The sequence below is a fragment of the Paenibacillus sp. Root52 genome, assembly GCF_001426865.1.
In the GTDB taxonomy this organism is placed as follows: domain Bacteria; phylum Bacillota; class Bacilli; order Paenibacillales; family Paenibacillaceae; genus Paenibacillus.
Genome location: NZ_LMFO01000023.1, coordinates 370,665 through 396,090, shown reverse-complemented (window position 1 = coordinate 396,090; position 25,426 = coordinate 370,665). Strand labels below are relative to the sequence as shown.

Genomic DNA, 25,426 nt, shown 5'->3' with positions numbered 1-25,426 from the left:
TAAGCAGGTGAAGACTTTGAACATCGATTTTATTATTCTCCACGGTTCGCCTGGGAATGGAAAGACAACATTGTCCCAGAGATTACATGAACACTTTAGGACTCCATATTTTGAATTTGGTTGGATTCCAGAATTTCGCGCTCTAGCACCTTCAGTTCAGATCACTCAAAAAGAAGAAGAACAATTAGCATTTGAGAATTTGATGTTGGTCGTAAAAAACTATAATCGTCATGGGTTTAAGCAAATTATTATTACAGATCTTAATGATATTAGAATGTTGGATATTCCTAAAGAATTTGAAGGGTATAACTATACTATTTTGACACTTTGTAGTGATCAAGATGAAGTGATTAAATATAGAATTCTAAATAGAGATAACGGGAATAGTTACACTGATTGGGAAACTTCTATAAAAATGAACTCCCTCATTAGGGGAAGGAACAAACTCCCGAATGAATATCGAATAGTAAATTCAAGTAGTGATGTAGAAACTACATTTCAAGAAATATTGAAAGTGTTGGAAAAGCATGTGCCATCAAGAACTAATAAAATTGATGTGAGAGAAGATGATTTTTATAGTTATATTACCACTTGAATGAATCTGTGGGTGAATCAATCAATTATAGATACGTCACAAAGACATATAAATTATTCAACACTAGGTAGAGGAAATCTTTCAGGTCTTCAAAGCATAATAAATGAAATGAAATCTTAGAGTATGTAGCAGTTACAAAGAAGTCGTTGACATCCTATAACATAATTTTCACGCTGCGGCTCTGATGGAGCCTTGGTCTGTGGAGGGATTTCGGAGATGCATTTCAGCAGACAACCCTTCGGGATTCATGAATATAGGAACGTTATACGAAAGACTGCAAATTTGATAATACAGAGGAGATTACCATGAAGCTAGAAAGATGGATTGAAAATAAATTAAAGAGTAATAAGATTAAGATCTCGAAAACTTTACGACGTACTTTTGAAGAATATGAGTCAGTTGAAAAGAAAAACGGACTTAATGTAGGAAGTGCATCTCTAGCGAATGGGTTTGAAACACTTAACACTGAGATTATAGATTTAATTACACAATTTGGGAAGTTGAAGTTAATTAGAAAAAAGGAAATTATAAATCTAGAGCAAACTTTGAAAAAATATATTGACGAAAGCTCAAAAGACATTAAAAACTTTATTGATAATAAGACGCATTACGTGGTCGGGATTTCACCGTTGGAAGAAAAAATTAAAGATTCCTATGGAATAATTGAGATTAATTGCGAAATCATAAACCAGGAGAGAAAATATAAACTAATAAGTTTCTGGTGGAATACTTCAAAAATCTTTATTACTGCAATTGTGGCTGGTTTTATTGGAGCATACATTAAAGGGGTTTTTGAGTAACGCTAAGAAAAACAGTCCTTTGTATAACACAGCATTCCTACTGCGGGCATTCGCCCTTGATCGCCAAGAGGGATTTCAAAGAAGTTAATTCAGGCGATACATTCAACCAGCTAAGTCTGACGACCCGTTCCCTACGGTCACTTAAGCCGCTTGAATGTCAGGAATGCCAAACGTTATAAGAAAAGTTAGATAAATTCAAATAAAAGGATAGGGTAGGTATGAATTCGTTAATAATGGACGGCGAAGAGTATGATCTTATTTGGGAAACAGTAAGTAGGCTACAAATAATATTTCATCCTAGAATTTCTCAAGATGGATTAATAAATTATAAACAGTTTTCAGAAACAAAAAGAAATAATCAAGTAGTGCTATTACTAGATAGAAATCTTTTGAGTGGATTACTAAACTTAGCTCGTTATGGCTCTTTGAAAGAGAAAAAGGAAATGCAACTTATTGGGCTTATTATGACATGGATTAGTATGAATAATGTTTCTGCAAACGCAGGGCTAGCCCTATTAGAATACGGAACAAATATCAAGGATAATATTCAACCTAAAAAAGAGCTTAAAGAGTTTAATAATATTTTAGAATTTTATCCTGTTATGATTTGGCTACGTTTAGCACAAGGGAGATTGAATGAAATCCCAATTTGTCCTTTACCTACAGATCCGTTTATGACAAAAAGTAATTATGATGAGGAAGACGATCATTTACTCATGCACTTTGCGACGATGATTCATACAGTATATCTGCATCGGCGACAAGAACTTTCGCCAGTTGAGAAGATGATTGAATTTCTTGAGTGGAGCTATAAAAACTTACGTATTTCGGAGAACACTTTAACTTACGTAGCAATGCTATTTACAAATCAAGAAGGAATTAAGGCTCCGAAAAATTCAGGTAGTAGTGATATTCATAAGGTATTAAATGGATGTAAAAACCAAGCCTGGGATTTGAATTATTTATCTAATTGGAGTTGTTTTCATTATGCTGAAGATTCACTTGATCAAGTATTTATGTTTGCTACTCACGATACTCAGCTAAAGAGAATTTTCATTAATACTTATAACAAAGGTGGAGTAGCGGCATTAATTCAAGCAGTATATTCAAAAAAAGATTTTCAAAAAATATTTGAAGTCATCCATAATAATTCTGGATCAAATAGAGCGAAAGCAGATTTTGGAGAGAATCCAAAAAGTTATTTCCGTTGCTTGATTGATGACGAAATCAATGTATTGAAAAATCATTGCTTTAGGCAAAATACACTTTTTAAAGGAGGAAGATATGAATAATTCAATTCAAAAAAATTTAGACTTCATCAAAAGGCCTCATGTTCAAATATTTCTTGATGTTTTTAGGATCCTTAGCGTAACATCGTTAATTTTATCTCTTTTCGGGTTTTTCTTTTATACAGTTGGGTATTCATTTTTGTATGGTTATTATATCTCAGGAAATGAATCAAGCTTTGTATCGACTTTAAATGTAATAACAAATCCTGTGCCATTTAATTATTACACGGTATTAATAATTTCTTCATTGTTAATGATAAGCGTGATTTTTTTGATTTCTGCAGTTTTTGTCTATAAGAAGAAAAAAGTACATCTTAGTCTCGCTACATCAGTCTTTATATTAGTTTTTCATGTTTGTTTATCAACTTTTTTCACAAATGGGCAAGAAATACCGAATAGAGCTCTTTCATTTATAATAGTATGGGCAGTTCCGATTTTCATTACAATAATGGTTTTTTGGATGGTTAAGGCTCCTACAAGAATTGGTACAAGTATATCGGGATCTCTTTATGGTGCTATAATTCCAGCTGTTTTATTTGTTTTTTTTGATTTTCAAGATATATTGGTTCAGCTAATCCTGCCATTATCTACGTTTCTTGTTGGAATAATTTTTACATTCTTAAAAGAGCAGTGGTTCAAAAAATATATCTTCAGATTTTTGATATTTTTTCCATATATCTTCACTGGTTGCATAATTATTGTGATTGTTATTCAGAATTTGCTGCAGTTTGAAATTAATAATACGATTCGTTTCGTATTATTACTCTCTTCATTATTAATTAATATCGTAATTTCATTTAGAAAAATTAAAATTCAACAAAATGACTCTACGAGCGGAGAGAATGAAGGAAAGACAAAATACGAACAATACTTTAAACCGCTAGAAGAAGCAGGCAAAGCAAGTGTAATTGCAACTATTACATTAGTAGTAGTTGCACTTGGGATTTTAACTCCTTATATTGCGGTAATTGGAGGACAATATATAAGAGATGTTTCAGATAGTAATAGACAGTTACATATAATACAAAATGATCGAGGGATGATTTTATCGAAAGGAACAATTATATCAGTTAAAGATGGAGTTTATTATATTTCTGACGAAAATTGGAAACTGACTATTGTTAAAGGCGATAATATCATAGTTGTTGATTCAAAGAAGTAAAGTACTCCGCCTAACAAAAATTCACCAATCGTGTTATTCAACCCTCGGTCCGGCAGAAGTAGATGTGATTCGAAGAGGCATTTCAGTAGCCGGAAGTTATTCAGCCGGACACATCGATCCCCTAAGATAAGAGCTATCTAAGGGGATCGATCTTGTGAAAAAAATCGTTTTGCAAAACAGTTACGGAAATAATCAGAAATCATTAAAGGGGTGGATTGGATGAGTAAGTACAATCAAGCAGCTATTAGAGTCGTAGAATTAATACATCAAAAAAATTATTAATTCGCCTATTGAAGCATGGGGAGTCGCCACGGCAGAAGTATTCGGTGAAGGAACTTGGGGAGCAAAAAAAGGAAGTCCTAAGAATGCGTTTCTTGGATTATGTGAAGAAGGATATATAAAAGGTGTATCAAAAGGAATTTATAATTCAAGAAAAGATTCAAAGAATAAAAGATATGCAATAAGTGCTGTAAGTATAGTAAAGAAACAGCCAGATTTGTTAAACGATAAAAAAGAACTTTGGAATCAGGTAACAGAAGGAAATGGAATATCTCACAACTATCAACTAAATGTATTAGAAGCACTTTGGAAGAGAGATTACATACAGATTTGAAGGCTCATTCGAAGCGGGTAATTGCGTCGCATAACATAATATTCACGCTGCGGGCATACGCCAGACACCCAGCATACGCTGGGTTTTGAATACAGGAAAGTATATGAAATCCCGGAGATCTAAGTACCAATTGAGGATCAATGTATTAGGAGGGAAGGATGATGAATAATGATACGGTATCAAGGCAAGAACTGAAAATTGATTATGAAATTAATCAAATATATCCCAATATATCAAATTGACTAGAAGAAATTGAACGTATCCCTACGGTGCTTGGAATAAAAATACTCACTATCCTTATTGAATAGGCTTGCCAGCCACAAAATATCCACCCAATTGAAATAGCAAGGAAAAAGATTAAACTTTTTATTGGCAGGATTGATATAGCTGGAAAGATTACGGCTCTAATACCGGGGAACATCTTGAGGCTATTGAGTATGAGAACGAGAAATACCGATTACATGTAGGAACTCAGGATGGAGAGCTTTTAATGGCAAGACGAGATCGAGGCGATAGGATTCCTAAATCGCTAAATTTGAATTCTGATCTTGAGAAATATGGATTTATTATAAGTTCAGATAAAGGCATTGAAGTACCTATGACACGAATTGAATCTCAAGAGACATGCCAAGTACATTTTTTAACAGCTTGGAATCGAAAGATAGAAGAAGATATTTCCACATGGCTAGCGGTAGATTTACTTTCGAAACAAATACTAGCGGGTGAAGAACTTTTGTAAGCATTCTCAAAGAGGCTATAGTCCATTCGAGAACAGATGGCTTAGCTTATACATCACCTAACACATTGTTCATGTTGTGGACTTTCGTCCCTTGGTTGTGAGGTGTATAATACTGGAAGATGATCAGACAACAAACGCTCCAGCCCAAGATAAGAGCTATCTAAGGCTGGGGCGTTTCATGAATACAGGAACGTTAGCAGAAATCATGGGAATGCTTAATTAAATTATAGATATTAGATAAACTTTTGTTTAAGGGCGGGGATTTCAATGAGTAGCTTGTTACTAACTTCGTGTGGTTTTAATACTGAAGATATTAAGAATCAATTTCTGAGTTTTATTGACAGAGATATTTCTCAATTAAAGGTCTCTATTATTACAACAGCATCCCCTATGAAAGAAAATAATAGATATGCACAAAGGGCGGTGCAGGACTTCAAAGACATGGGCTTTCAGCATATTGATTTTGTAGATATAGAATTTGATGATCCGCAACTTCTCATACATAGCGATGTTATATATATCAATGGTGGAAATCCATTTACATTATTGTATTACGCTAAGAAAAGTGGTGCTGATGAAATTATTAAAACTTTGGCCACACAGAATGTAATTATAGTTGGAGTAAGTGCTGGAACGTTATTACTGGGGCCGAATATTAACATTGTCGATTTCTTTACTCCACAGATGAACACAATGGATTTAACAGATTTTAAGGCATTAGGTGTAACCGACAAGCTTATTTTTCCTCACTATGATCGAGAGGACAAATTTAAAGATAGTAATAATAAAACAATTGAAGAGAGAATAGTAGCATTTGAATCCAATGAGAACTGTAAGGTGACAAGGCTTAAAGATGAAGAATATATCTCAATCTTAATGAACTAAGCATTTTAGGAGGAGTCTACATGATATTAGAAAAAGTAATAGATAAAATAGCAATACAAAGTGAATATAAGGACTTGGTTGATAAGTATATAGATCAAGTACGTACCGAATTTAAAGGTAAGTTTCATAGCATCTATATGTGTGGCTCGATTCCCAAAGGAACTGCTACACCTTTTAAGTCAGATGCAGACTTTACGATTGTATGTGAAAATCCCAAAGATATCGATTACGAAAGATTGTCGAATATTAAAGACAGGCTTTTGGAAGAATATCCATTCGTCACTAAGATTGATACGATAATTTGCTCAATAGACGATGTATTAAATAAACCGAATGAGTGGGGTTTCTGGGTTAAGATCATTTGTGTTTGTATACATGGGGATGACATTGGTGAAAAAGTACCCCCGATCATTATTTCTCCAGAATTCATTTTAGACTTAAATAGAGAGACTAAGGAAGAAGTAGATCGTATACATCGTTCACTTTCTAATACTAGTGATAACGCATTAAAAATCAGATATATTAAAGGTTACTCTAAGAGATTAATTCGTGCATTATACTCTTTGGTTATAGTAGATACAGGTGTATGGCAAGATGACATGCTTAAGATGAAGAATGCTATATTAGACTATTGTGACATTGACTCCGCTCTAATTGATTATCTGTATGCTTGTTACTTGGATTGTAATAGTGGACTTGTTGAAGAGTTCCTGGAAATTGCAGATGAAGTATATAGCTATTTTGAGAATGCCTTAAAGGCAATGGCTGCTTCCAGAAAACCCTAGAGTAAAACATATTGGTTTTGCAAAGGGTACTTGGATATACCTCTTCAAGATCAGGAGTAATCGAGTGTTGACGAGGCACCGGCATGCTGGTGGATCTGTTACGAGATGGGTATAGAAGTGCGAGAAGATCTTATTTATTGAGGGCTTGGTTACAAAGCCGGCGAAATCGTGTAACATCATATCCATGTTTCGAGTAAACTTAATAATACTTTAGGGGGTTAATGATGGGAGCATGGGGAACTGGAATTTTTGAAAACGATGATGTATTAGATTGGAAGGCAGATTTACTTGATTCTGATGACATTGAATTAATTGAAGAAACGATTGAAGAGGTTTTAGAAGAAGAATATATTGAGTCAGATTTAGCTTCCAATGCTCTAGGCGCAATCGAAATCCTTGCAGCTTTACAAGGCAAACCTGGCCAAGAGATATTAAATAGTCAAAGTAATACTGAAGATCTATATGAATGGATCGATGCACATAAAGGTAAAGGGAAAAATCTCATTTCCAAAGCTAAACGAGCAATTAAAAAAATTAAGAAAGACTCAGAACTACAAGAGTTATGGGAAGAATCAGGAGAATATTCGAGCTGGTTGAATACACTAAATGACCTAGAAAGTCGATTGTAAAGAAATTTATTGCTTTCCGAGAAGGAGAGCTTTACATAACAAGATACTCACGCTACGAGCTTCCTCTTAGATTCGGCGTTCGCCGAACATCCATGACACGTTAGGTTGTGAAATACAGGAACGTTATAAAAAGGAGAAGCCTAAATGAAGATTGCAATCCTAACTGATATTCATGGTAATTATCCTGCATTAAGTGCCGTATTCTCTGATATTGATTCTCGTGCGGACATCGAACATACATATTGTCTTGGTGATATGATTGGCATTGGCCCTAACTCTAACGAAGTGCTTGAAGAGATAATGTATCGAAAGGATGTAACGGCGGTTTCAGGTAATCATGAAGAGGCAGTTTTGAAACTACTGCAAGGTGATGATACCTTACCGGGTCATGAAATGATCGCTGAACATCATAAGTGGATCGGTAAACAGCTAAAAAAAGGAAATATCAAGTTTATAGAAAATCTCCCTCAGACATTAGAAGTTGAAATAGAAGGGCAAAAAATTTTAATAACGCATTACCATATGAAGAAAGGAGAAAGAGAAATAATAGATGAAACCCCTTCGGGATTAAAATTAGACGAAAGATATGAAGGCTCACCTTATAGTCTCGTTTGTTTTGGTCATCATCATCCAATCCATTACTTCAAGACAACTCAAAGGGTTTATTTGAATCCTGGAGCATTAGGTTGTAATGAACATGCAATTGCAAGATACGCGATAGTAGAACTCCAAAAAGGAACAGTAAGTGTTCAACTTATAGGAACCACATATGATAATAAAGCATTTTTGGAATCTTTTGAGCAGTTAAACGTTCCAGACAGAGAGTTTATATTAAAAGCTTTTCATGGGAACCAACTAGAGAGAGATTTCAAAGATGGTAACAACATCTGATAACATAACATTCACGTTACGGACATTCGCCCTCGCTCTTGCCTTCGCCAGACTGGCAGCTCAGAGTAAACAGTTATAGTGGGTGAAGGACACAGTTAAATATTGTCGAAGTATATACACAGATTATTTCGAAAGTGAGGTAATAGATTATGAGTAAACGTCCGATCTGCTCCGTGCAAAGTCTTGATCTATAAACAACGGCGGTTGTTTGTATGGAGCTAGCATTTATTTCACCGCCTTCATATTCGTTGTTTATAGAGTAGACTTTGCGACCTTAATTTAAATTAAATTTAAGGAGCAGAGCTATTATGAAATATGTAAACGCCGATATGATTTTTCCGAAGGAACTATTAAAGGAAATACAAAAATATACACACGGTAGCATGGTATACATCCCAACACCTGAGGGACAACGAAAAAAGTGGGGGGAAAACTCGGGAAGTCGCAAGTATTTGAGCCAAAGAAACGAAACAATACGTCAACAATATATGGATGGTTCATCGATAGATGAGCTCACTGATCAGTTCGGCCTTTCTAACGATAGTATTAAAAAGATTATTTATACAAAAATATAAGTTATAGAAATCACATCAGCGATCTTATGATGTGATTTTTTAGTGTAATAAATGATTTGAATTATTTTATATATATTTTTTCAAGGCTTTCTTCGCTAAAATGGAAAAAACAATCATTCCATATTGATCTGGTAGTTAAATAATACATAGAATTCCAGATGATAAAAGAAAGGTGTCTTGATATGAATACCCAAGCTTTATTAGATAAAATCGTTACTCTTTTTAGAGAAGAGCTTAAAGGGAACTTGATAGGTGTTTATTTGCATGGGTCACTAGCTATGGGATGCTTTAATCCCACAAAAAGTGATATTGATTTTTTAGTTGTTGTAAAAGAAAAGCTTACACCAGTAAATAACTCCAGAATTGCAAAAATAGCTTTATCTTTGCATGATGAAATGTCTGTGATGTTTAATGAGCGTGGAATAGAATTTACCATTATCTTAGAAATATATTTAAAACCGTTTGTCTATCCTACACCTTTTGAATTCCATTACTCCGATTATCATAGGGAAAAATATCGTACAGATGAGAATTATCTTTGCGGGGGATTGGAAGATAAGGATTTAGCCGCTCAACTTGTTGTTGCCTATGAGAGAGGAAGAACACTGTATGGAACACCATTAAGTGAACTTTATGAACCGATTAATAGTCAATATTACCTCGACTCCATATTAAACGATGTGGAAGGATGTGCTGATGAGATCATTGACAATCCTCCTACGAATCTTACTTCTATGTACCTAACCTTAAATTTTTGTCGAGTTCTCTATTACGTAACAGAAGGTAAGATATCTTCAAAGCGAGAGGGTGGAGAGTGGGGAATAACAAATCTACCTCAACACTTTCAGCCCTTGGTTAAGTATTATCTAGCTATATACACGGACGAATCATCCGACAGAGAGAACGACAATAGCAATTTTGATTTACAAAGTTTATTAGCATTTGTTGAATATATGACAAACGAAATAAAGCAAAATACATCTCATCATTAAGCGACATCTTATAACGGGGCATTCATACGGCGGCGCTCATCTTAGTCTGTAGAAGGATTTCAGAGAAGCATTTAAGCAGATAACCCTTTGCGGCTCATGAATACAGGAACCTTATCTGAAATCATGAGAGAAAGGAACAAACGTTATGGAAAAGTACGTTAAAGAGCTGTTTACCCTGAAAGTCCTTAATGAGGCGGCTCAAAAGTTCAATATTAATCCATCAAGTCTTAAAGATTTAGAAGGATTCCAGAACTTTGTTTATTTTGGGAAATCAGATGATAGAAGTGTCGTCCTCCGGGTAACACACCAATCACATCGAACTGAAGAAGAAATTTTATCCGAAATTGAATTTATGAATTATTTATTGAATAACAATGTATCTGTTTCCAAAGCGTTACCTTCTATTCACGGGAAATTTGTAGAGGGAATAAGTGATGGAGAATTTTATGCAACTTCTTTTGAGTTTTCTAGTGGCAGAAATGCTAGAATCGCTGAAGAAAGCAATCTGTTCTATCAAAGAGTTGGCAGTTATACAGGCAGAACACATAACCTTTCCAAGCAGTTAAATCTAACAAATGAATTAAATAGGAGACAGTGGTATAACAAAGAGTTACTTGTCCATATGGAAGAGTATTTACCTGCAGAACTATCTTACGTAATTGACAAATATAACATTCTAAAAAAAGAGCTCAGCAATCTGCCAAAGAATACGGATTCGTATGGAATTATTCATGGAGATTTAAATCATGGGAATTATCTGAACGTAGACGATGATGTAGTACTTATTGATTTTGATGAAGCAGAATACAGTTGGTTTGTTAGTGATATTGCTATTCCATTATTCTATGAAATTCCGATCCCTTGGGTAGTAGATGGACAACGAAGATTAGAGATAACTAAGAGGTATTATTATAACTTCATGGATGGGTATCTAAAAGAAAATACAATGGATAATGCATGGTTAAAACTAATACCTGAGTTTATTAATCTTAGACAGTTTGGAGTAGTGTCAGCGATTTATAGAAGTTATGATTTCGATAATTATAACAACTGGAGTGATTGGGACAAAGAAGCATTAAAATTTTATTTGAATAATATCGAGCATGATATTCCTTATATTGAGATGGATTTTAGTAGATAGTGCAATGCGGCATAGCCTAATATAATATTCACACTTCGGGCTTACTCCTATGGTCGCCCAGATGTATAATTATAGGAGATAACTCGGACAATACGAGAGCCGACCTAAGATAAGAGTTATCTAAGGTCGGCTCGCTTCGTGAATACAGGCACGTTATGTAGAGATCACGAAAGTTCAACCTGAAGAGATTGTCGAAATCATTGTGATCTTTTTAAACTAATAATTTTGAGGTGAGAGACATGAAGTATTTTTATGGGGTATTAACACTGTTAGGAATAATATTGCCCTACATGGAGTTTATTCCTTGGATTAGTGAGCACGGATTTAATATGACATTACTATTGAATGAAGCAACACAGAATCGAATTAGTGCATTTGCTTGGTTGGATGTAATAATTGCAGCAATTGTTTTGATTGGATTCATTTTATATGAAGGAAAGCGAATTGGCATAAAGCATAAGTGGATTCCGATCATTGGAACATTAACAGTTGGTGTTTCATTTGGACTGCCATTATTTTTATTATTGCGTGAAATTCGATTGGATAAACTGAAAGAAAAGTAAACTTAAATAGATATTCAGGTAACGAATTTAGTTGAAATCCCTCTAACCAAGTAATGGAGGTGTATAGAATGAAAAAACTAATTGTAGTAAACGGAAGTGTGGGCGTAGGCAAGACAAGTACTTGTAAAAATCTTTACAAATCTTTAGATCGATCTGTATGGTTAGACGGAGATTGGTGTTGGATGATGAATCCCTGGACGATAAACGAAGAGACCATTGAAATGGTTGAGAATAATATTACCTATTTACTTAATAATTATCTGAAAAATCCTTCATTTGATTACGTTATATTCAGTTGGGTTCTCCATAGGGAAGACATTTTAAATGATTTACTTGAAAGGTTACATACTTCGGAGTACAAGCTATACAAGATAACTTTAACCTGTTCTGAGGAATCATTGAGAGATCGAATGCATTCCGACATGAGAAGCTTAGAACAAATAAATAATAGTATTAATAGATTACAGTTATATCAAAGGATGCAGTCAAATAAGATTGATACAAGCGATCTTGGAATTGAAGAGACGGTTGAAAAGATTATAAAAGTAATAAGTTAATTTTGAAATATAGCTGCCAAGAAAAAGTGTGAAATATATCTAACATAATAATCAATCTACAAGAAGGTGGGGATTAACTAGATGTCTATTCAACAATTTATAAATGAACATCTCTCTAACATAATCTTTGAACCACCATTCTATTACAATAATGATTTTAGTATCCGGTTTGAACTGGGACCACCGAACAGCGATATTGATAATGACACATACTATAGTGTAGTTCAGGAGAGAATCCTTGCCTTATTTCTAGCAATATTTAAAGAGAAGCATCCGTTTTATATTGTGGGGGTATCATATGAACCTATTGGAGATTTAGATGCTTATATTGAAGAGGAAATTGACCTTCTTCAATATTTTGCAGACCACACAATGAATAATTTTCTTAACAAGGAAGATTATGACGATGAAACACTAGAGTTGACTGGACATTATAAATTTTACTCTCTTGAATGCGAACTGTCCGAGATAGACTATATTGATTTGTTAGGACTTATTGGAGGATTTACTCAGAAGAATAGTTACCTTAATTCAAGAATTTACTTCATAGATCCTCAATCCCAATTGGTGTTTCACATTTATGATGATCGTGGTTTAGACATCGTCTCACCGACTAAGGAAGCCTTGCTTTACTTGTACAAGGAATTTAACGATTGGATTCTTGATTACGATCGAAAAGAGATAGATAAGATATTTAAGAGTATTTCATAGAAATCAATTGTCCCGAACGTAGACAAAAGCACGGGGATTTTGAGGAGAGGAGGCGGAAATGTGATTGGTCCGATATTCTTAAGAGGTGATTTAATTCATCAGTTTAAAGAGCACCTCACCAACACTGAATACCATCGTGTAATACATAACGGTGTAGACGATACAAATAGTACAACTGAAAGATACGAATTGGAAAAACTAAATGATACATTCGATGCATTTATTAACTCAGACTATCCTATCATTTGTAAGTCAGGCAGCAAGAGTACAATTCCATTCTGGGATTACCACATTGCAGTCAACCGTTCCAAATACGACAAAGAAGTTATTGTAACTGAACTTTTGGTTCGAGAACCTAATGATCAGAACGTAACAAATGCGGTTTTAATGGCGTTCTATATGTTAATTAATGAGAAGTACGAGTATGAAAGATTAGTAGTGCCAATAAGAATGAATGACATCGTTGGATATGAAGAAATAGGGATACAATCTCACAAAGATGGAAGCGTTCTATTTAGAAAATATGCGTAAGTCATTGCTATTCCGTTATTCTATGATATTCCTTATATTGAAATGGATTTTAGTAGATAGTACAATGCGGCATCCCCTAACATTATATTCATGCTTCGGGCTTACTCCTATGGTCATCCAGATGTATAATTATAGGAGATAACTCGGACGATACGCGAGCCGACCTAAGATAAGAGCTATCTAAGGTCGGCTCGCGTCGTGAATCCAGGAACGTTATGTAGAGATCACGAAGAAAAACTATGTTGGGGGTTGAATCCATTGAAGTATTCAACTGTAGTTCTTGACTTGGACGGAACATTATTGAATTCAAATAAAGAAGTATCCAAGAGGAATTTAGATGCTGTCTTATCTTGTTATCTGAAAGGAATGAGAATAATATTCGCAACAGCTCGACCGCCCAGGGCTGTTAATTGGTTTCTTCCTCATGAATTATTGGATATCGGGGCGTTTGTATATTACAACGGAGCTCAAGTGATCTGTAAGGAAACCAAGATAGAAATTAATGAATCAATCCCTGCTAATGTAACCACAGAAATTCTTGATTACTGTTTGAAGTGTAACCCTGAGATTGAGCTGACGATGGAAGTAAGAGATGAGTGGTTTAGTTTAAGAGAGCTTGATTATATTACCTCAATGAACACACGATCTAACCCCATAGTAAAACCCTTAAATGAATTAAAGCAATATGATGCTACGAAGATACTCCTTTCCGGCAATAATGACAGTTCTGGATTATTAAAAAAATTCGAAGGTAAAGTGAATATACTGATTACGGATAATCATCAATTAATACAAATCATGCCTCTTCTCGCCTCTAAGGAGCTGGCGATTGCTAAACTCTGTGAATTGTATCATGTAGAATTGGATTCCGTTATTGTATTTGGTGATGACCATAATGACGTAGGCCTCTTTAAGAAGGCTGGATACGCTATTGCTATGGGGAATGCAATAGAGGAATTGAAGGAAATTGCTGATGAAATAACCGCTAATAATGATGAGAACGGTGTAGCCGTAAGTTTAGAAAGATTTTGTGGGTCACGTAGGCTGTTTGAACTTCAGGATGGCGCGAAGAGTTTTGGATAATCTTCATAAATACTTATTTTTTTGGAGGCATCTCAAGCATGAGTAAAAAAACAATAATTATTGAAGATTACAACAATGCATGGCCTGAGATGTTTTCTAATCTGAAATCCATCATAGAACATAGACTCGGGGATCTCGTACTTCAAATCGAGCACGTTGGTAGTACCGCAGTACCAGGATTAGCGGCAAAACCTATTATAGATATTGATGTAGTGATTGATTCAATGGACTTACTTCCAGACGTCATTCAGGGATTAGAAAGTTTAGGTTACCATCATGAAGGGAATTTGGGTGTTGAGAACAGAGAAGCTTTTGCAAGAAAAGATGCAAGTGTTCCCTATAGTATATTGAAAGTACAGAAACCTGAACATCACTTATATGTTTGTAATAAAGAGAGCAAAGAGTTATTAAGACATATATCCTTCAGAAATGCATTAATTAGCAATCCTGAATTTGTAGTTGAATATGCCAATCTAAAGAAAGAGCTAGTTAATAGTTATAGTGAAAATCGGCAGGCTTATACGGATGGGAAGACCGAATTTGTAAATAAAGTACTTATGTGAAATCACAGTAAATCTATTTATCAGAGCGTCTCAAGGAGGTCTAAATGAAAACGCTGAATATGCCTTACCAGGTGGCGAATCAACGCGGATTGTCAGAATAGGTCAATGACAGTGCTCAAAACCATATTAAAAGAACACAAGGGAAAGAAAATTGCGATTGGAACACACGGTCTTGTAATGACTTTGATGATGAATCATTTTGATTCAAATTATGGCTTAGCTTTCTTAGATCAATTAAAGAAACCGGATATCTATAAAATGCAATTTGAAGACCTAGAATTGAAAGATGTAACGAGACTGTGGAATGAATAGATATATTTAAGCTTAGCTCTACAGAAGTTTATGAAAAGGAGAAAATTAATGGATTATATTAAGTGGATTAGAAGTAAGGTAGGCACTGAAATGATCATTCTTAACTTTGCAGGAGCCATCGTTTTAAACGAAGAAGGACAAATATGCTTCAACGGAGAAGAGATAAAAATGCTTGGGGATTTCCAGGAGGAGCTATGGAGTTAGGCGAATCTGCTGAAGAGACAGCTATTCGTGAAGTGAAAGAAGAAACAGGAGTAACAATCTTCGTTGAGAAATTAATAGGCGTGTACACCAAGTATTTTGATAAGTATGCAAATGGGGATCAGGCACAAACGATTTCGTTTTTTTATCTGGGACGCATTTCCGATGGAGAACTGATTAGTAGTAATGAAGAAAGTATAGAAGTTCAATTCTTTGATCCAAATGAAGTGCCTGAGTTATTTAATCAGCAACATACTGATGCCTTTAATGATTTCAGGGCTCAAAGAGTCGCAGTATCTAGATAAACGGTTTGATGAAGGTCGACTAATAAAGCGAAGATAGGTGCATGACATGGCGGTGAGTAGAAAACTACGACGAAAAATAGTTCGTCTTGATAGAGTGTTTTATTGGTATGTGGCTCCAGACTACGATGATGCTGGGGTTCATAAGCTTCACATCTTATCTGAAGATAAAAAGTTTATCGTTGCCTACGAATTAGAACAAGCAGTTAAACCGAATTGGAGACCGATGTTAGTCGTAATGGGGAAGGAATTTGAGGGGTTAAGTGGTGATTATACGGGATATAGAAGGGTTTTGACACCGATTTGGCAAGATAAATTGATAACCCCAAAACTAGTAGGCGAGATTATTGATTGGTGTTATTCAAAAGAGAAGGATCTAATCTTAGTAAATTGGATGGGAGAAATACTTACCTAAATTAATGAAGAGAAGAGGATTATTTGATGAGCTATAAATCGATTTTGATAGATCAATTAACGGCATGCTATAACGATAAGAGTTGGTTTCTTCCTCTTGCGGAGATCTTGGATGATCTAACAGCAGAAGAAGCAGTCATTAAGAATGACAATGAACAAAGCATATGGTCGATAGTGAATCATCTTATTTTTTGGAATGAAAAGTGGCTTGAGCGATTTAAGGCGGGAGAATTTAGATTAGATCATAATATTGATAATGATGAGACATTTGCTGTGGCACAAGATCAATTGAATGAGATTGGCTGGACAGAAACATTGAATAGACTTGAGAATGTGTTCGTTAATTGGAAAGTTGTCTTAGAAGAAACAGAAGATTCGAAGCTCACCAAACAACTTCCAGAATATTTCAATGCTCCTTGGTGGGGAGTTGTCTCTAATTTGAGCATTCATAATGCTTATCATGTCGGGCAGATCATGTTGTTAAAGAAGCAAATACGAGTTGAAAAATGAGTTTAGAGAAAGAGCTAACAAAGAAGCAAAGGAGTCATGCAATGACTGATGAAGTGTTAACCATTTTCAAAGAAATAAATAATAAAGATAACTTGCCAGGTGTGTGGCTCAGAAGAAATTCAACTCACTACAATTTGGTTTCATACATAAATCACATTATTGGGTTGTATCTTAGTGGAACATTCGAATTCATTCCAGTGTTCGTTAATAGAGCTGATAAAGAGCTGAATTCTTTAACTTATAGAATCGGTCACCATCGATATTTTGAGAAGTGTCGGATCTTATTACTTCAGGTTTCGAAACAGATTAATCTTCATAAGTCACATAAAGAAATATTGCCGTTAATTTACCAAGAAGACAAAGAGCGATTTCGTGCATGTCCAGAGAAATTTTGCTTCCACTGGGTTGATGAGGGGGCTATTAAGCTTCCTTTTCAATTTGCAGAACTAGAAGAAGCATTAAAATTATCAAGTAATGCAACACCTTCAAAAACTTCATATTGTGGTTGCGTATTTGGAACGTGCAAAAGGCAGGTAGTAGAAGCTGGAAATAAGGATTGGTATGAACCCAATGAACCCTTATTAAGTGCATATAAAGTATCAGACAATCATTTTAGGAATGATTGCTGAAATTACTAAACATATAAAGGAAGGTAAAGATTGTTTCAGTCCAGTCAACCGAGAGAGGGGAAGGTATTCATGGATCAGCAGGAATATGGTCGTTATTTGTTAGCAATGGGCGGAGAAGAATTAGAGATAGAAGAAGATGAGCAGGTCGAAGCAGACCATCTGTACGGTTTTTTTCAGTGGTTTATGCCATCGGGCGCGGGGGTTGAACGTGTATTTGAACCGATTTCTGGCGGGCAGCGTTTTCTGGACAGAATACGTCCAATTTATGAGATGTTGAATCCAGAAGATTTCACCGGCGAATATGTACCAGGTTATTTCAATGGTGGACATGAAGGTACATCCGAGGAAGCGTTACGAGGACTCGGCCAAGAGCTAATAAAAGGGTTGGAGAGTCTGTTCTCCATCGTGCCGGAAGATGACGAAGCAGCGGACATTGCTAAGGAAGCATTACACGATTTGGCTTGTGTGAAGGAAGTCGTAGTTTTAAAGCAGGGTGAAATTGGAAAGTAAGAGAAAGAAGCGATTCAAGGCACGAATGAAGAACATAGCGAAGCAGTTTACGAAGCACTTGGAGAACTTCTCAGTTCGCGCAGTGACTACAATGAGACGATTGAAATATTGAATGAAGCCTACTACTCTATCGCTTGTGATTATTGGGTAGCATACTACTTGCAATGGCCTCGTTATCAAGGTTTGCAGGACATGGAAGCCTGCCTATACCCATACTTTGAGCTATACCGTTATGGATACAATCTTCATTGGACTCAGAACGTGTTATTTATTGGAAAACGTACGTAGTGTTAAACCAAAATATGCTCAATAATTTGAGCCAATGCATAAGATAAGGGGGATCTAGATATGGAACGGGGTCTCATTATATTTTTGAACGGAACGTCAAGTTCGGGGAAGACCAGCATTGCGATGGAAATGAAAAATCAGGCTGACATTCCCTTTCATCATCTGTCTGTAGATCAATTTTTCCAAAATTATGATCAGTTTATCGATACTACATATCCAGATATAAAACCAACAAGAGAATTAGATGCAGGTGTGATGTCAGATATTCTTTTTGACCCGATTGGCTCATTGTACTATGCAACTATTAAATTATTTTCAGAGCTGGGTTTGAATGTGATTGTGGATACAGTCATCAGTAATGACAAGTGGTTTAATGATTTTTATGATTTGCTTTCGGATTATCCGATCATGTTTGTAGGTGTACATTGCTCCAAAGAAGAACTCACCAGAAGAGAACAGAGTAGGGGAGATCGCGAGATTGGACTCGCCCATTCCCAGTTCGATTATATATACTCCTACGATGAATATGATCTGGAAGTGAATACGGAAGAACTCAGTTCCGCAGGATGTGCGGAGAAAATATTAAGTTATATGAAATCCGGTCAGGAATACCCAGCCTTCAAAAAGTTAAGTAGAAGATAATGATGTAAGCTGCAGAAGCAACTTCAGTTTTGGTACGTTGTTATTGTTTACCTCACATAGTTAGATCATTTAAATCGATGTCTCAAATACACCTTGGGGCATCGATTCATTGTATTTTGTCAGAACAGAAGGAGATCACCTCATGGAAAATAACGCTATGCATCCAGAAGATCATATTCAGCAAACGTTACAGGCAATTATTGAAGATACACATGCCATCATTAACGATACTCATAAACAATCCTTCGGATCTCTGGAATATTTCTTAGAGCACATTGTAGAGTATCTTAATGAGAAGCAATACTTGACAGATGAGTGGCACATCCGCACCCCACGCTGGCTTGGAGAGTATGGAAATACATACGAGGAAGAGAAGCTTCACTCAGACATATATCAACTACAAGCGTATATTGCTGAAAAGTTAAAGGGTGGATAAGCGGTCTACCGTTATAAAAACAGCAAGTGTGATGATAGTTAGGTGGTTTTAATTGAAGTAACTATAACCTGTAACAGGAAAGGTGGATTACCTTGTTTTATGTTAATACAAGAGCAATCATTGAAAGACATATTGATGATCATATCGAAATTGTGATTCAGAATAGAGTGAAACCGAATGAGCCATTAACTATTGAACTTCCTGGAGGGCGCATTGAACCTTTTGAATCATTAACACAAGCATTGAGGAGAGAAGTGAAAGAAGAAACGGGGCTAGATTTATCTGAAATTGAAGGAGAGGAATTAAGAATAGTTACTGAAGGAAATCACTTTGAAGTAGAATGTGTTAAACCATTTGTAGCGTACCAAACTATAAAAGGGCCAGTGGATTCTCTAGGTTATTATTTTAGATGTAAAGCAAACGGAGAGTTGCTTGAAACGGGAGATGAAACATCAGGGATTCGATGGATCAAGATAAGAGAGCTAAAAGAACTATTGGAAGAAAACCCCCTTCAATTTTCAGAAATAGATCGAGCTGGAATACAATATTATATAAACGAAACACTCGTATAGAATTTTGGGAGGTGTATATCTATGGGGAAAATAGTTGCAATCGGTGGTGGCGAAATGCGGTTTCATGAGACTCTGTCAATAGACAGGTACATCGTTGAGTTTGCAAATATTGAAAATCCAAAGCTACTATTCATTCCAACAGCAAGTAATGATGCTCAAGGCTACATTGATACTGTTAAGGCTGTATATGGGGAGCAATTGGGTTGTACAGTTGATACGTTATGTCTTGTCAATCAGGATATCTCTGATGAAGCCATTAAGGACAAGATCCTATCCTCAAATATCATTTATGTAGGTGGCGGAGACACTGTTAAAATGATGGAAATATGGAGAACTAAAAAAGTAGATCAATATCTTAAAGAAGCCTATGCACATAATATAGTATTATCCGGTTTGAGTGCAGGTTCTATTTGTTGGTTTTTAGAAGGCCATAGCAACAGCAGTATAGAAACCAATCGTGATGGATGGTGGGATAGAGAGCAAGTCATAGGACTTGGGCTCATTCCCGCTAATCACTGTCCACATTACAATGAAGTTGGTCATGAAACATTTGATGACAAGATGTTAGATAAAGAGGTTCCAGGCATTGCTCTTGAAAACAATGTCGCTATTGTAATTGATGGAGATATGTACAAAATAATAAAGAGTAATATAGAAAGCAAGGCATATGTATTGAAAAAATGTAACGGTAAAATGAATAAGATTGAATTGAATAACCGTGATTTCAAACCATTATCAGATATTTTATAACTATTTATTGAGGTAACTGTAGAGAGTCGAAGAATCTCATTTTGTATATTAAAAAAGTGACTGACATTTGATAATAACATCGCATTCGACGCTGCGGATCGGCAAGCCAATCCTTAATCCGGAAGGGACATCTCATAGCAGCAGATTTACAGGACAGATTCATAAAGGAGTTTCATAATAATGAAGAGAGTCTTATTAGTAATTTTATTGATATGCATTACTTTTTCTATAATTGGTTGTTTAAATAGAAATAAATCTGAAATCATTGATGATGGTATAGTGATTGGGCAAACACTCCTCTCATTAGGTGGTGAAAATTCAGATATAACTGAAGTAACCTATAGTATCAATTTACAGAACAAGTTAGGAAAACCAATCTCAGTAATAGGGGTTGAGCCAGTAATTTCTAAAGATTTATCTGATCGATTAATTGACAATTCTTTGAAACTGGAAGTAAATAAAGTAATCGAAATTAATGAATCAAAGGATATATCCGGGTACTTCAAGATAGACACAAAAGGTCTTAGTAAACAAGAAATAATGAACTTTGATTTAGTCATCAGGAAATATAAAATACAAACTGAACAATTAGTTAGAGCTAATTAATGAATAAAAAATGTAGGAGATGATAATTTGCAGGTTAGAGAAGCTACGATTCATGACGCTGAAGGAATTGCAAAAGTTCATGTGGATAGTTGGAGAACGACATACAAGGGGATTATTCCAGAGGAGTTTTTAAAAAATCTATTTTATGAACAAAGAACTGAATTATGGATTAATAATATCAAGAGAACAGACAGTTTTGTAGTAATAGCAGAGAACACTGAAGGAGAAATCATTGGATTTGCAGATTGTTGGAAGAGAGAGACCAATACGATCCCTGACTCAGGAGATCTAACTTCAATTTATATACTTGATGAATACCAAGGGCAGGGAGTAGGAAAGGAACTACTTAAAAAGTTATTTGTTCGATTCAATTCATTGGGTTACCAGAAAATATTCGTTGATGTTCTAGAGGATAACAAGACACGCTATTTTTATGAGTATTATGGAGCTCACTTATCTAAATCAGTTCAAATAAAAATTGGAGGAAAAATCCTTAATGAATTAATCTATGAATGGGATAACGTTGATGACGTATTAGCAAGATTAACTAAAACCGATTAGGGGGAAGTTATGAGTTATCAAATCATTGATTTGAGAGAAAACGTAGGAGGAGAAATGAACAAGGTAAATCATTTTGAAACGAAGCTTGCACCTCGTTATGATGACAGTGACCCTGATCAAGAAGGAAATAAAAATGTGGTTTTTGCTGATTGGATCATTGATGGGAAATCCCTCTATCAGATGCTAAAAAAGTACGATTTTGTACCAAGTTTAGGCTGGGGGACAGAAGAGGAACAGCAAGAGTCTATTGATTATTTTCTGCTGAAGCAACTACATCCAGTCTTATATTATAGGTACCCCATATTAGTGTGTCCTTGGTGTAAGGATGAAGATTGCGGTTATGTGAAAGGGAAGGGGATTTTGTAAGGTGGAGCGATTTTAGATTAGAACCACATAATAGAAAAATTGATCTAGAATCGTTCACTTTCAAGTGGAAAGATTATAAGAGAGAGATTATTCGTACATATAAAATGGCAGCGATGCATAACTAGAGATGAAGTTAAAAAAAGAAGACAGGAAGGCGAGAAAATTGAATTTAATGCAACTCAAGATCCCAGCAGGTTATGCAGTAACCTATAACAAATTCTACGATGTAGACCCTGTTCTTAGTGCAGATAGTGATTACTTTATTGAGAATTGGGAATTCTTCACAGAAGATTTATTACAGATCGTTAAAATGAAAATCAACAATGGGAAGTGGTTTATTCCTGAAAGAGAAGACACGATACTTTTTGATTTAGGATGGTATCCAGATTCAGATATTAACGGCCATTACCGTCTGGAACTTGTTGATGGGGAATGGAATGAGATCAAAAGCATTTCTACTAAAGATCGATTTGTAATTAAAGAGACACTTGAAGAATGGTTGGAAGAACAACTAAGAGTGTAAACAAAAACAACCGAGATATGAAGACTATTTTAATAAATACGCTCAGAAGGCATACAGGGAGGTTACTTCAATAATAACTCCAGGAGGATTCTACTAATGAGGAAGAGATATTCTATTGAAAAAGCAGAGTGGTCAGAAACAAGAGAAAAGGAGTATGAGCAAGAATGTAGAGATATTGTGTTTAATTTCAACGATGAGCTTGTTCAGCGGGAAGGTGTCATTTACTTAAATAAAAAAGATGGTCAAACTGTAGTGATAGAGCCTTTGAATCAAAAAACATTATGGTATGAAACATGGTTAACGATCAAAGACATCTACAGTACATAGTGATGTGAAGATTTAATAAACGCTTAAAAGCAGGATGAATTTGTTGAAGACTCTAAGATCCTATGAGAGTAACATCAGGTAGTTGATGACTAAGTTAGATTGAAATGTTTAGAGAGCTGGATGACCGATGTCAACGTCCAACATTAACAACTTGCCTGATCCACTCAGACTCACTGGTTGCTGCCCGCACTAGGCAGTCGGCACAGTCTGCAAAGGGAAGTGCTCCGACAGGATTTATGCGAGCTAATGGGCCTGCTGTATATTTTAAAGTACCCTCGGCGTATTGAAGCACGGATGCCCGTACAATGACCCATTCTAGCTCACTCTGTATTAACGCATGCTCAGCAATTGATTTATCCTCGATGGCTTTCCAAAATATACGGCGCATCATGCGAACTGCCAATCGATGGAGGGGAGACAGCTCTCTTCCGTTGCTCAAATTAATGCCGCTCTGCATGATTAGACGCTTCACACCCGCAATTTGACAGGCTGCTATCATATTGGGCATACCTTCGGACATGACAGTACCGGGTGAGAAGTTAGCCGCCATAACATTCATGCCAGCTCTTAGATTTAGAAATTGCTTGGCAGCATCCGGCGAAACGTTACTGGGCGGGCCGATGCAGCTGATGACTACTTCTGCACCAGCAACGGCTCTGACCAAACTGGACTCGTCAAATACATCTCCCTGTCTGACGGTGAGTCTCTCCAAGGGGGGGATCATTTCTGGCCGACGAGCTATGGCTATAACATCATGGCCAAGTTCAAGTGCTCGTTCCATCACTTTCCTTCCAGTTCCTCCTGTTGCTCCAATAACTGCAATTTTCATAATAATGAACTCCATTCCCATCCATGCATAAATGCACAATAGTGTATTAATAGTCTATTACGTATAATGATAGACAGAAATGAAAACGCTACAAGTCTTAAAATGAGTGATTTTGTGCATTAGTTCACAGTTTCTCAGAAAGTGTGTAGTATTTAATTAGGAAGCTGGTGGTTCTAAAGTGGTAAAGGTAGATCGCAGAATACGCAAATCCCAAGAGGCCATAAAAATGGCTGTTATTCATTTGATGATGGAAAAAGCATTTGATCAAATTACGATTCAAGATATTTCTGACAGAGCAGATGTTAGTCGAAGGACTATCTATCTTCACTACATGGACAAATTCGATCTTCTGGATCAGCTCATCAAAGAACATATTGATGACTTAAGAAGGATCTGCAATTCTACAGACGATGACGCGGATTATAAGGATATGGGGTTGGTGTGGTTCCAGTATTTCGAGAATCATTCGATGTTCTTTTCTGCATTACTAGCGAGTAAAGGGAGCCCTTTTTTCCGCGATCAGTTCCTTACGTTTTTCATCGAAGAACTAGAGAAAGGAAACGGCATGTCCGAAGGGTGTAACTCTGAATTAACGGAGGGAATGAATGTGGATGTTCAGTTCCTGGGGTCAGCGATCGTTGGCGTAGTGGAGTGGTGGTTTAAACAAGGGAAGCCTCCTACTCCTTCCTTTATGGCGCAGCGAGTGGGCGTATTGCTTGAAAGAAATCTGGAGGTATAAATGTTGATGTGAAGAAGAATGTTAGATGGAATTCGAGTAGAATAATTCTAAGAGGGAGGATATACATGGAAACATTAAAAAGTAAGCTTGTCCAGTATAAGGCAGGTCATATACTCGAAGTAGGCACAGGAACAGGGAAGTTTATTCCGATGATGATGAATATATTTAATGGAATTGACCAAATCGTGGGCATTGATATGGATCATGATGCATTACTCGAAGCAAAGAACACTTACATAGAAAATACTAAAATTAAATTTGTTGCAATGAACGCTGAGCAGTTAAGTTATGAAGATCATACTTTTAATACGGTATGCATATCGAACGCATTACATCATATGCCCCCAGAATCAAAAGTATTAGAAGAAATGAAAAGGGTTTTGAAGAGTGAAGGGTTATTTCTAATCAACGAATTGTTTTGCGATGGTCAAAATGAAGCACAATTATCTCATGTCATGTATCATCATTTTAGTGCTGAAATTGATCGACGATTAGGGATCTACCATCATCAGACTTACACGAAACAAGATATTTTAGATCTGATTAGGGATAAAGGTATAGGATTAGAGATTGTGCATGAATACAATGAATCCAAGGGAAATGTAAGAGCTGAGCAAGATATTGTTCTAGTCACAGAGGCATGTCGAAAACATATAGAGAGAACTAAGGATTTCTCGGACTACATTGAGTTCAAAAGACGTGGCGAAGAAATAATTGAACGGCTCAATACCGTGGGTATTCAACGACCTACACAACTCATGGTATTAGGAAAAGTCGAAGCGTAAAGTTGTTCGAGCAAGACTCA

35 protein-coding genes and 2 pseudogenes are annotated in these 25,426 nt (G+C 35.9%); 36 read left to right on the top strand and 1 reads right to left on the bottom strand.

Translation table 11 applies throughout. The annotated features are described in order from the left end of the window. The first annotated feature begins 16 nt into the window (after positions 1-16). From ASD24_RS19565 to ASD24_RS19405, 34 genes and pseudogenes are all read left to right on the top strand, one after another. Entirely contained in the window at positions 17-595 is a 579-nt protein-coding gene (locus tag ASD24_RS19565; RefSeq protein ID WP_056699242.1) for a hypothetical protein, read from the top strand. A 305-nt stretch (positions 596-900) separates the two neighbouring features. Continuing rightward, the gene (locus tag ASD24_RS19560) at positions 901-1,395 is read left to right on the top strand and encodes a hypothetical protein (protein ID WP_056699240.1); all 495 of its coding nucleotides are present in this window, start codon (positions 901-903) and stop codon (positions 1,393-1,395) included. A gap of 218 nt (positions 1,396-1,613) precedes the next feature. After that, positions 1,614-2,687 carry a hypothetical protein gene (locus ASD24_RS19555; RefSeq protein WP_056699237.1) on the top strand — a complete coding sequence of 358 codons (1,074 nt, stop codon included), beginning with the start codon at positions 1,614-1,616 and terminating at the stop codon, positions 2,685-2,687. Next, entirely contained in the window at positions 2,680-3,846 is a 1,167-nt protein-coding gene (locus ASD24_RS19550) for a hypothetical protein (protein WP_056699233.1), read from the top strand. The genes ASD24_RS19555 and ASD24_RS19550 overlap by 8 nt, the downstream gene beginning before the upstream one ends. Before the next feature lie 265 nt (positions 3,847-4,111). Next, positions 4,112-4,459 (top strand): DUF6979 family protein, encoded by a 348-nt coding sequence (locus ASD24_RS31525; RefSeq protein ID WP_442952601.1) that lies wholly within the window; start codon positions 4,112-4,114, stop codon positions 4,457-4,459. Between the two features lie 490 nt (positions 4,460-4,949). After that, positions 4,950-5,198 carry a hypothetical protein gene (locus tag ASD24_RS19545; RefSeq protein WP_056699230.1) on the top strand — a complete coding sequence of 83 codons (249 nt, stop codon included), beginning with the start codon at positions 4,950-4,952 and terminating at the stop codon, positions 5,196-5,198. A gap of 267 nt (positions 5,199-5,465) precedes the next feature. Then, on the top strand, positions 5,466-6,083 hold the full coding sequence (locus ASD24_RS19540) for a Type 1 glutamine amidotransferase-like domain-containing protein (RefSeq protein ID WP_056699228.1): 618 nt from the start codon (positions 5,466-5,468) through the stop codon (positions 6,081-6,083). A gap of 20 nt (positions 6,084-6,103) precedes the next feature. Further along, positions 6,104-6,868, top strand: a complete 765-nt coding sequence (locus ASD24_RS19535) for a nucleotidyltransferase domain-containing protein (protein WP_056699225.1) — start codon at positions 6,104-6,106, stop codon at positions 6,866-6,868. 224 nt (positions 6,869-7,092) lie between these two features. Further along, positions 7,093-7,497, top strand: a complete 405-nt coding sequence (locus tag ASD24_RS19530; protein WP_056699222.1) for a DUF4259 domain-containing protein — start codon at positions 7,093-7,095, stop codon at positions 7,495-7,497. Between the two features lie 144 nt (positions 7,498-7,641). Continuing rightward, the gene (locus ASD24_RS19525) at positions 7,642-8,388 is read left to right on the top strand and encodes a metallophosphoesterase family protein (RefSeq protein WP_056699219.1); all 747 of its coding nucleotides are present in this window, start codon (positions 7,642-7,644) and stop codon (positions 8,386-8,388) included. 308 nt (positions 8,389-8,696) lie between these two features. Beyond that, positions 8,697-8,963 (top strand): CD3324 family protein, encoded by a 267-nt coding sequence (locus tag ASD24_RS19520; protein ID WP_056699215.1) that lies wholly within the window; start codon positions 8,697-8,699, stop codon positions 8,961-8,963. A gap of 182 nt (positions 8,964-9,145) precedes the next feature. Then, positions 9,146-9,955: an aminoglycoside adenylyltransferase domain-containing protein gene (locus ASD24_RS19515; protein ID WP_156395494.1), complete on the top strand. Its 810-nt coding sequence runs from the start codon at positions 9,146-9,148 to the stop codon at positions 9,953-9,955. A 145-nt stretch (positions 9,956-10,100) separates the two neighbouring features. Further along, positions 10,101-11,096 carry a phosphotransferase enzyme family protein gene (locus tag ASD24_RS19510; protein WP_056699209.1) on the top strand — a complete coding sequence of 332 codons (996 nt, stop codon included), beginning with the start codon at positions 10,101-10,103 and terminating at the stop codon, positions 11,094-11,096. Positions 11,097-11,335: 239 nt separating this feature from the next. Further along, positions 11,336-11,659, top strand: coding sequence for a DUF2834 domain-containing protein (locus ASD24_RS19505; RefSeq protein ID WP_056699207.1), 324 nt, complete (start codon positions 11,336-11,338; stop codon positions 11,657-11,659). A gap of 68 nt (positions 11,660-11,727) precedes the next feature. Continuing rightward, a complete protein-coding gene (locus tag ASD24_RS19500; RefSeq protein ID WP_056699204.1) occupies positions 11,728-12,216 on the top strand; it encodes an AAA family ATPase in 489 nt (162 codons plus the stop codon). A gap of 81 nt (positions 12,217-12,297) precedes the next feature. Next, complete coding sequence (locus ASD24_RS19495) at positions 12,298-12,927, top strand: DUF3885 domain-containing protein (protein ID WP_056699200.1); 630 nt, start codon at positions 12,298-12,300, stop codon at positions 12,925-12,927. A gap of 60 nt (positions 12,928-12,987) precedes the next feature. Then, positions 12,988-13,458, top strand: a complete 471-nt coding sequence (locus ASD24_RS19490) for a hypothetical protein (protein WP_056699197.1) — start codon at positions 12,988-12,990, stop codon at positions 13,456-13,458. A 198-nt stretch (positions 13,459-13,656) separates the two neighbouring features. Continuing rightward, complete coding sequence (locus tag ASD24_RS19485) at positions 13,657-14,541, top strand: Cof-type HAD-IIB family hydrolase (protein ID WP_082560468.1); 885 nt, start codon at positions 13,657-13,659, stop codon at positions 14,539-14,541. 38 nt (positions 14,542-14,579) lie between these two features. Then, positions 14,580-15,104 carry a GrpB family protein gene (locus ASD24_RS19480; protein ID WP_056699189.1) on the top strand — a complete coding sequence of 175 codons (525 nt, stop codon included), beginning with the start codon at positions 14,580-14,582 and terminating at the stop codon, positions 15,102-15,104. A 49-nt stretch (positions 15,105-15,153) separates the two neighbouring features. Then, positions 15,154-15,416, top strand: a pseudogene (locus tag ASD24_RS19475) (histidine phosphatase family protein); the annotation flags it as partial. 30 nt (positions 15,417-15,446) lie between these two features. After that, positions 15,447-15,922, top strand: a pseudogene (locus tag ASD24_RS19470) (NUDIX hydrolase). Positions 15,923-15,968: 46 nt separating this feature from the next. After that, a complete protein-coding gene (locus tag ASD24_RS19465; RefSeq protein ID WP_056699186.1) occupies positions 15,969-16,334 on the top strand; it encodes a hypothetical protein in 366 nt (121 codons plus the stop codon). 26 nt (positions 16,335-16,360) lie between these two features. Beyond that, the gene (locus ASD24_RS19460) at positions 16,361-16,843 is read left to right on the top strand and encodes a DinB family protein (RefSeq protein WP_056699184.1); all 483 of its coding nucleotides are present in this window, start codon (positions 16,361-16,363) and stop codon (positions 16,841-16,843) included. A gap of 41 nt (positions 16,844-16,884) precedes the next feature. Then, complete coding sequence (locus ASD24_RS19455; RefSeq protein WP_056699181.1) at positions 16,885-17,472, top strand: hypothetical protein; 588 nt, start codon at positions 16,885-16,887, stop codon at positions 17,470-17,472. Between the two features lie 69 nt (positions 17,473-17,541). Next, positions 17,542-17,982 carry a hypothetical protein gene (locus tag ASD24_RS19450; protein WP_056699178.1) on the top strand — a complete coding sequence of 147 codons (441 nt, stop codon included), beginning with the start codon at positions 17,542-17,544 and terminating at the stop codon, positions 17,980-17,982. 348 nt (positions 17,983-18,330) lie between these two features. Then, positions 18,331-18,912, top strand: a complete 582-nt coding sequence (locus tag ASD24_RS19445) for a chloramphenicol phosphotransferase CPT family protein (RefSeq protein ID WP_056699176.1) — start codon at positions 18,331-18,333, stop codon at positions 18,910-18,912. Between the two features lie 142 nt (positions 18,913-19,054). Beyond that, positions 19,055-19,348, top strand: coding sequence for a hypothetical protein (locus ASD24_RS19440; RefSeq protein ID WP_056699173.1), 294 nt, complete (start codon positions 19,055-19,057; stop codon positions 19,346-19,348). A 92-nt stretch (positions 19,349-19,440) separates the two neighbouring features. Beyond that, positions 19,441-19,920 (top strand): NUDIX hydrolase, encoded by a 480-nt coding sequence (locus ASD24_RS19435; protein WP_056699171.1) that lies wholly within the window; start codon positions 19,441-19,443, stop codon positions 19,918-19,920. 21 nt (positions 19,921-19,941) lie between these two features. Further along, entirely contained in the window at positions 19,942-20,670 is a 729-nt protein-coding gene (locus ASD24_RS19430) for a Type 1 glutamine amidotransferase-like domain-containing protein (protein WP_056699167.1), read from the top strand. A gap of 180 nt (positions 20,671-20,850) precedes the next feature. Next, a complete protein-coding gene (locus tag ASD24_RS19425; RefSeq protein ID WP_056699163.1) occupies positions 20,851-21,276 on the top strand; it encodes a hypothetical protein in 426 nt (141 codons plus the stop codon). A 27-nt stretch (positions 21,277-21,303) separates the two neighbouring features. After that, positions 21,304-21,837, top strand: a complete 534-nt coding sequence (locus ASD24_RS19420; protein WP_056699162.1) for a GNAT family N-acetyltransferase — start codon at positions 21,304-21,306, stop codon at positions 21,835-21,837. Between the two features lie 9 nt (positions 21,838-21,846). After that, positions 21,847-22,203, top strand: a complete 357-nt coding sequence (locus ASD24_RS19415) for a hypothetical protein (protein ID WP_327205251.1) — start codon at positions 21,847-21,849, stop codon at positions 22,201-22,203. Between the two features lie 127 nt (positions 22,204-22,330). Then, entirely contained in the window at positions 22,331-22,726 is a 396-nt protein-coding gene (locus ASD24_RS19410; protein ID WP_235540687.1) for a hypothetical protein, read from the top strand. A gap of 96 nt (positions 22,727-22,822) precedes the next feature. Next, on the top strand, positions 22,823-23,053 hold the full coding sequence (locus ASD24_RS19405) for a hypothetical protein (protein ID WP_056699154.1): 231 nt from the start codon (positions 22,823-22,825) through the stop codon (positions 23,051-23,053). A gap of 130 nt (positions 23,054-23,183) precedes the next feature. Here ASD24_RS19405 and ASD24_RS19400 read toward each other — a convergent pair whose 3' ends face one another. Further along, the gene (locus ASD24_RS19400) at positions 23,184-23,882 is read right to left on the bottom strand and encodes an NAD(P)-dependent oxidoreductase (protein ID WP_056699152.1); all 699 of its coding nucleotides are present in this window, start codon (positions 23,880-23,882) and stop codon (positions 23,184-23,186) included. A 226-nt stretch (positions 23,883-24,108) separates the two neighbouring features. Here ASD24_RS19400 and ASD24_RS19395 point away from each other — a divergent pair, with 226 nt between their 5' ends. Next, positions 24,109-24,621: a TetR/AcrR family transcriptional regulator gene (locus tag ASD24_RS19395; RefSeq protein WP_327205250.1), complete on the top strand. Its 513-nt coding sequence runs from the start codon at positions 24,109-24,111 to the stop codon at positions 24,619-24,621. A gap of 65 nt (positions 24,622-24,686) precedes the next feature. Next, complete coding sequence (locus tag ASD24_RS19390; protein ID WP_056699144.1) at positions 24,687-25,406, top strand: class I SAM-dependent methyltransferase; 720 nt, start codon at positions 24,687-24,689, stop codon at positions 25,404-25,406. The last annotated feature ends 20 nt before the right edge of the window (positions 25,407-25,426 follow it).

Excerpts from the sequence above, each read along its gene's own strand:
- ASD24_RS19465 (WP_056699186.1), top strand. The coding sequence starts at position 15,969 with ATGGCGGTGAGTAGAAAACTACGACGAAAAATAGTTCGTCTTGATAGA.
- ASD24_RS19460 (WP_056699184.1), top strand. The coding sequence starts at position 16,361 with ATGAGCTATAAATCGATTTTGATAGATCAATTAACGGCATGCTATAAC.
- ASD24_RS19500 (WP_056699204.1), top strand. The coding sequence starts at position 11,728 with ATGAAAAAACTAATTGTAGTAAACGGAAGTGTGGGCGTAGGCAAGACA.
- ASD24_RS19395 (WP_327205250.1), top strand. The coding sequence starts at position 24,109 with ATGGCTGTTATTCATTTGATGATGGAAAAAGCATTTGATCAAATTACG.
- ASD24_RS19410 (WP_235540687.1), top strand. The coding sequence starts at position 22,331 with ATGAAGTTAAAAAAAGAAGACAGGAAGGCGAGAAAATTGAATTTAATG.
- ASD24_RS19415 (WP_327205251.1), top strand. The coding sequence starts at position 21,847 with ATGAGTTATCAAATCATTGATTTGAGAGAAAACGTAGGAGGAGAAATG.
- ASD24_RS19510 (WP_056699209.1), top strand. The coding sequence starts at position 10,101 with ATGGAAAAGTACGTTAAAGAGCTGTTTACCCTGAAAGTCCTTAATGAG.
- ASD24_RS19550 (WP_056699233.1), top strand. The coding sequence starts at position 2,680 with ATGAATAATTCAATTCAAAAAAATTTAGACTTCATCAAAAGGCCTCAT.
- ASD24_RS19480 (WP_056699189.1), top strand. The coding sequence starts at position 14,580 with ATGAGTAAAAAAACAATAATTATTGAAGATTACAACAATGCATGGCCT.
- ASD24_RS19440 (WP_056699173.1), top strand. The coding sequence starts at position 19,055 with ATGGAAAATAACGCTATGCATCCAGAAGATCATATTCAGCAAACGTTA.
- ASD24_RS19425 (WP_056699163.1), top strand. The coding sequence starts at position 20,851 with ATGAAGAGAGTCTTATTAGTAATTTTATTGATATGCATTACTTTTTCT.
- ASD24_RS19530 (WP_056699222.1), top strand. The coding sequence starts at position 7,093 with ATGGGAGCATGGGGAACTGGAATTTTTGAAAACGATGATGTATTAGAT.
- ASD24_RS19450 (WP_056699178.1), top strand. The coding sequence starts at position 17,542 with ATGGATCAGCAGGAATATGGTCGTTATTTGTTAGCAATGGGCGGAGAA.
- ASD24_RS19405 (WP_056699154.1), top strand. The coding sequence starts at position 22,823 with ATGAGGAAGAGATATTCTATTGAAAAAGCAGAGTGGTCAGAAACAAGA.
- ASD24_RS19535 (WP_056699225.1), top strand. The coding sequence starts at position 6,104 with ATGATATTAGAAAAAGTAATAGATAAAATAGCAATACAAAGTGAATAT.
- ASD24_RS19505 (WP_056699207.1), top strand. The coding sequence starts at position 11,336 with ATGAAGTATTTTTATGGGGTATTAACACTGTTAGGAATAATATTGCCC.
- ASD24_RS19545 (WP_056699230.1), top strand. The coding sequence starts at position 4,950 with ATGGCAAGACGAGATCGAGGCGATAGGATTCCTAAATCGCTAAATTTG.
- ASD24_RS19520 (WP_056699215.1), top strand. The coding sequence starts at position 8,697 with ATGAAATATGTAAACGCCGATATGATTTTTCCGAAGGAACTATTAAAG.
- ASD24_RS19390 (WP_056699144.1), top strand. The coding sequence starts at position 24,687 with ATGGAAACATTAAAAAGTAAGCTTGTCCAGTATAAGGCAGGTCATATA.
- ASD24_RS19495 (WP_056699200.1), top strand. The coding sequence starts at position 12,298 with ATGTCTATTCAACAATTTATAAATGAACATCTCTCTAACATAATCTTT.
- ASD24_RS19455 (WP_056699181.1), top strand. The coding sequence starts at position 16,885 with ATGACTGATGAAGTGTTAACCATTTTCAAAGAAATAAATAATAAAGAT.
- ASD24_RS19560 (WP_056699240.1), top strand. The coding sequence starts at position 901 with ATGAAGCTAGAAAGATGGATTGAAAATAAATTAAAGAGTAATAAGATT.
- ASD24_RS19540 (WP_056699228.1), top strand. The coding sequence starts at position 5,466 with ATGAGTAGCTTGTTACTAACTTCGTGTGGTTTTAATACTGAAGATATT.
- ASD24_RS19525 (WP_056699219.1), top strand. The coding sequence starts at position 7,642 with ATGAAGATTGCAATCCTAACTGATATTCATGGTAATTATCCTGCATTA.
- ASD24_RS19445 (WP_056699176.1), top strand. The coding sequence starts at position 18,331 with ATGGAACGGGGTCTCATTATATTTTTGAACGGAACGTCAAGTTCGGGG.
- ASD24_RS19400 (WP_056699152.1), bottom strand. The coding sequence starts at position 23,882 with ATGAAAATTGCAGTTATTGGAGCAACAGGAGGAACTGGAAGGAAAGTG.
- ASD24_RS19430 (WP_056699167.1), top strand. The coding sequence starts at position 19,942 with ATGGGGAAAATAGTTGCAATCGGTGGTGGCGAAATGCGGTTTCATGAG.
- ASD24_RS19515 (WP_156395494.1), top strand. The coding sequence starts at position 9,146 with ATGAATACCCAAGCTTTATTAGATAAAATCGTTACTCTTTTTAGAGAA.
- ASD24_RS19555 (WP_056699237.1), top strand. The coding sequence starts at position 1,614 with ATGAATTCGTTAATAATGGACGGCGAAGAGTATGATCTTATTTGGGAA.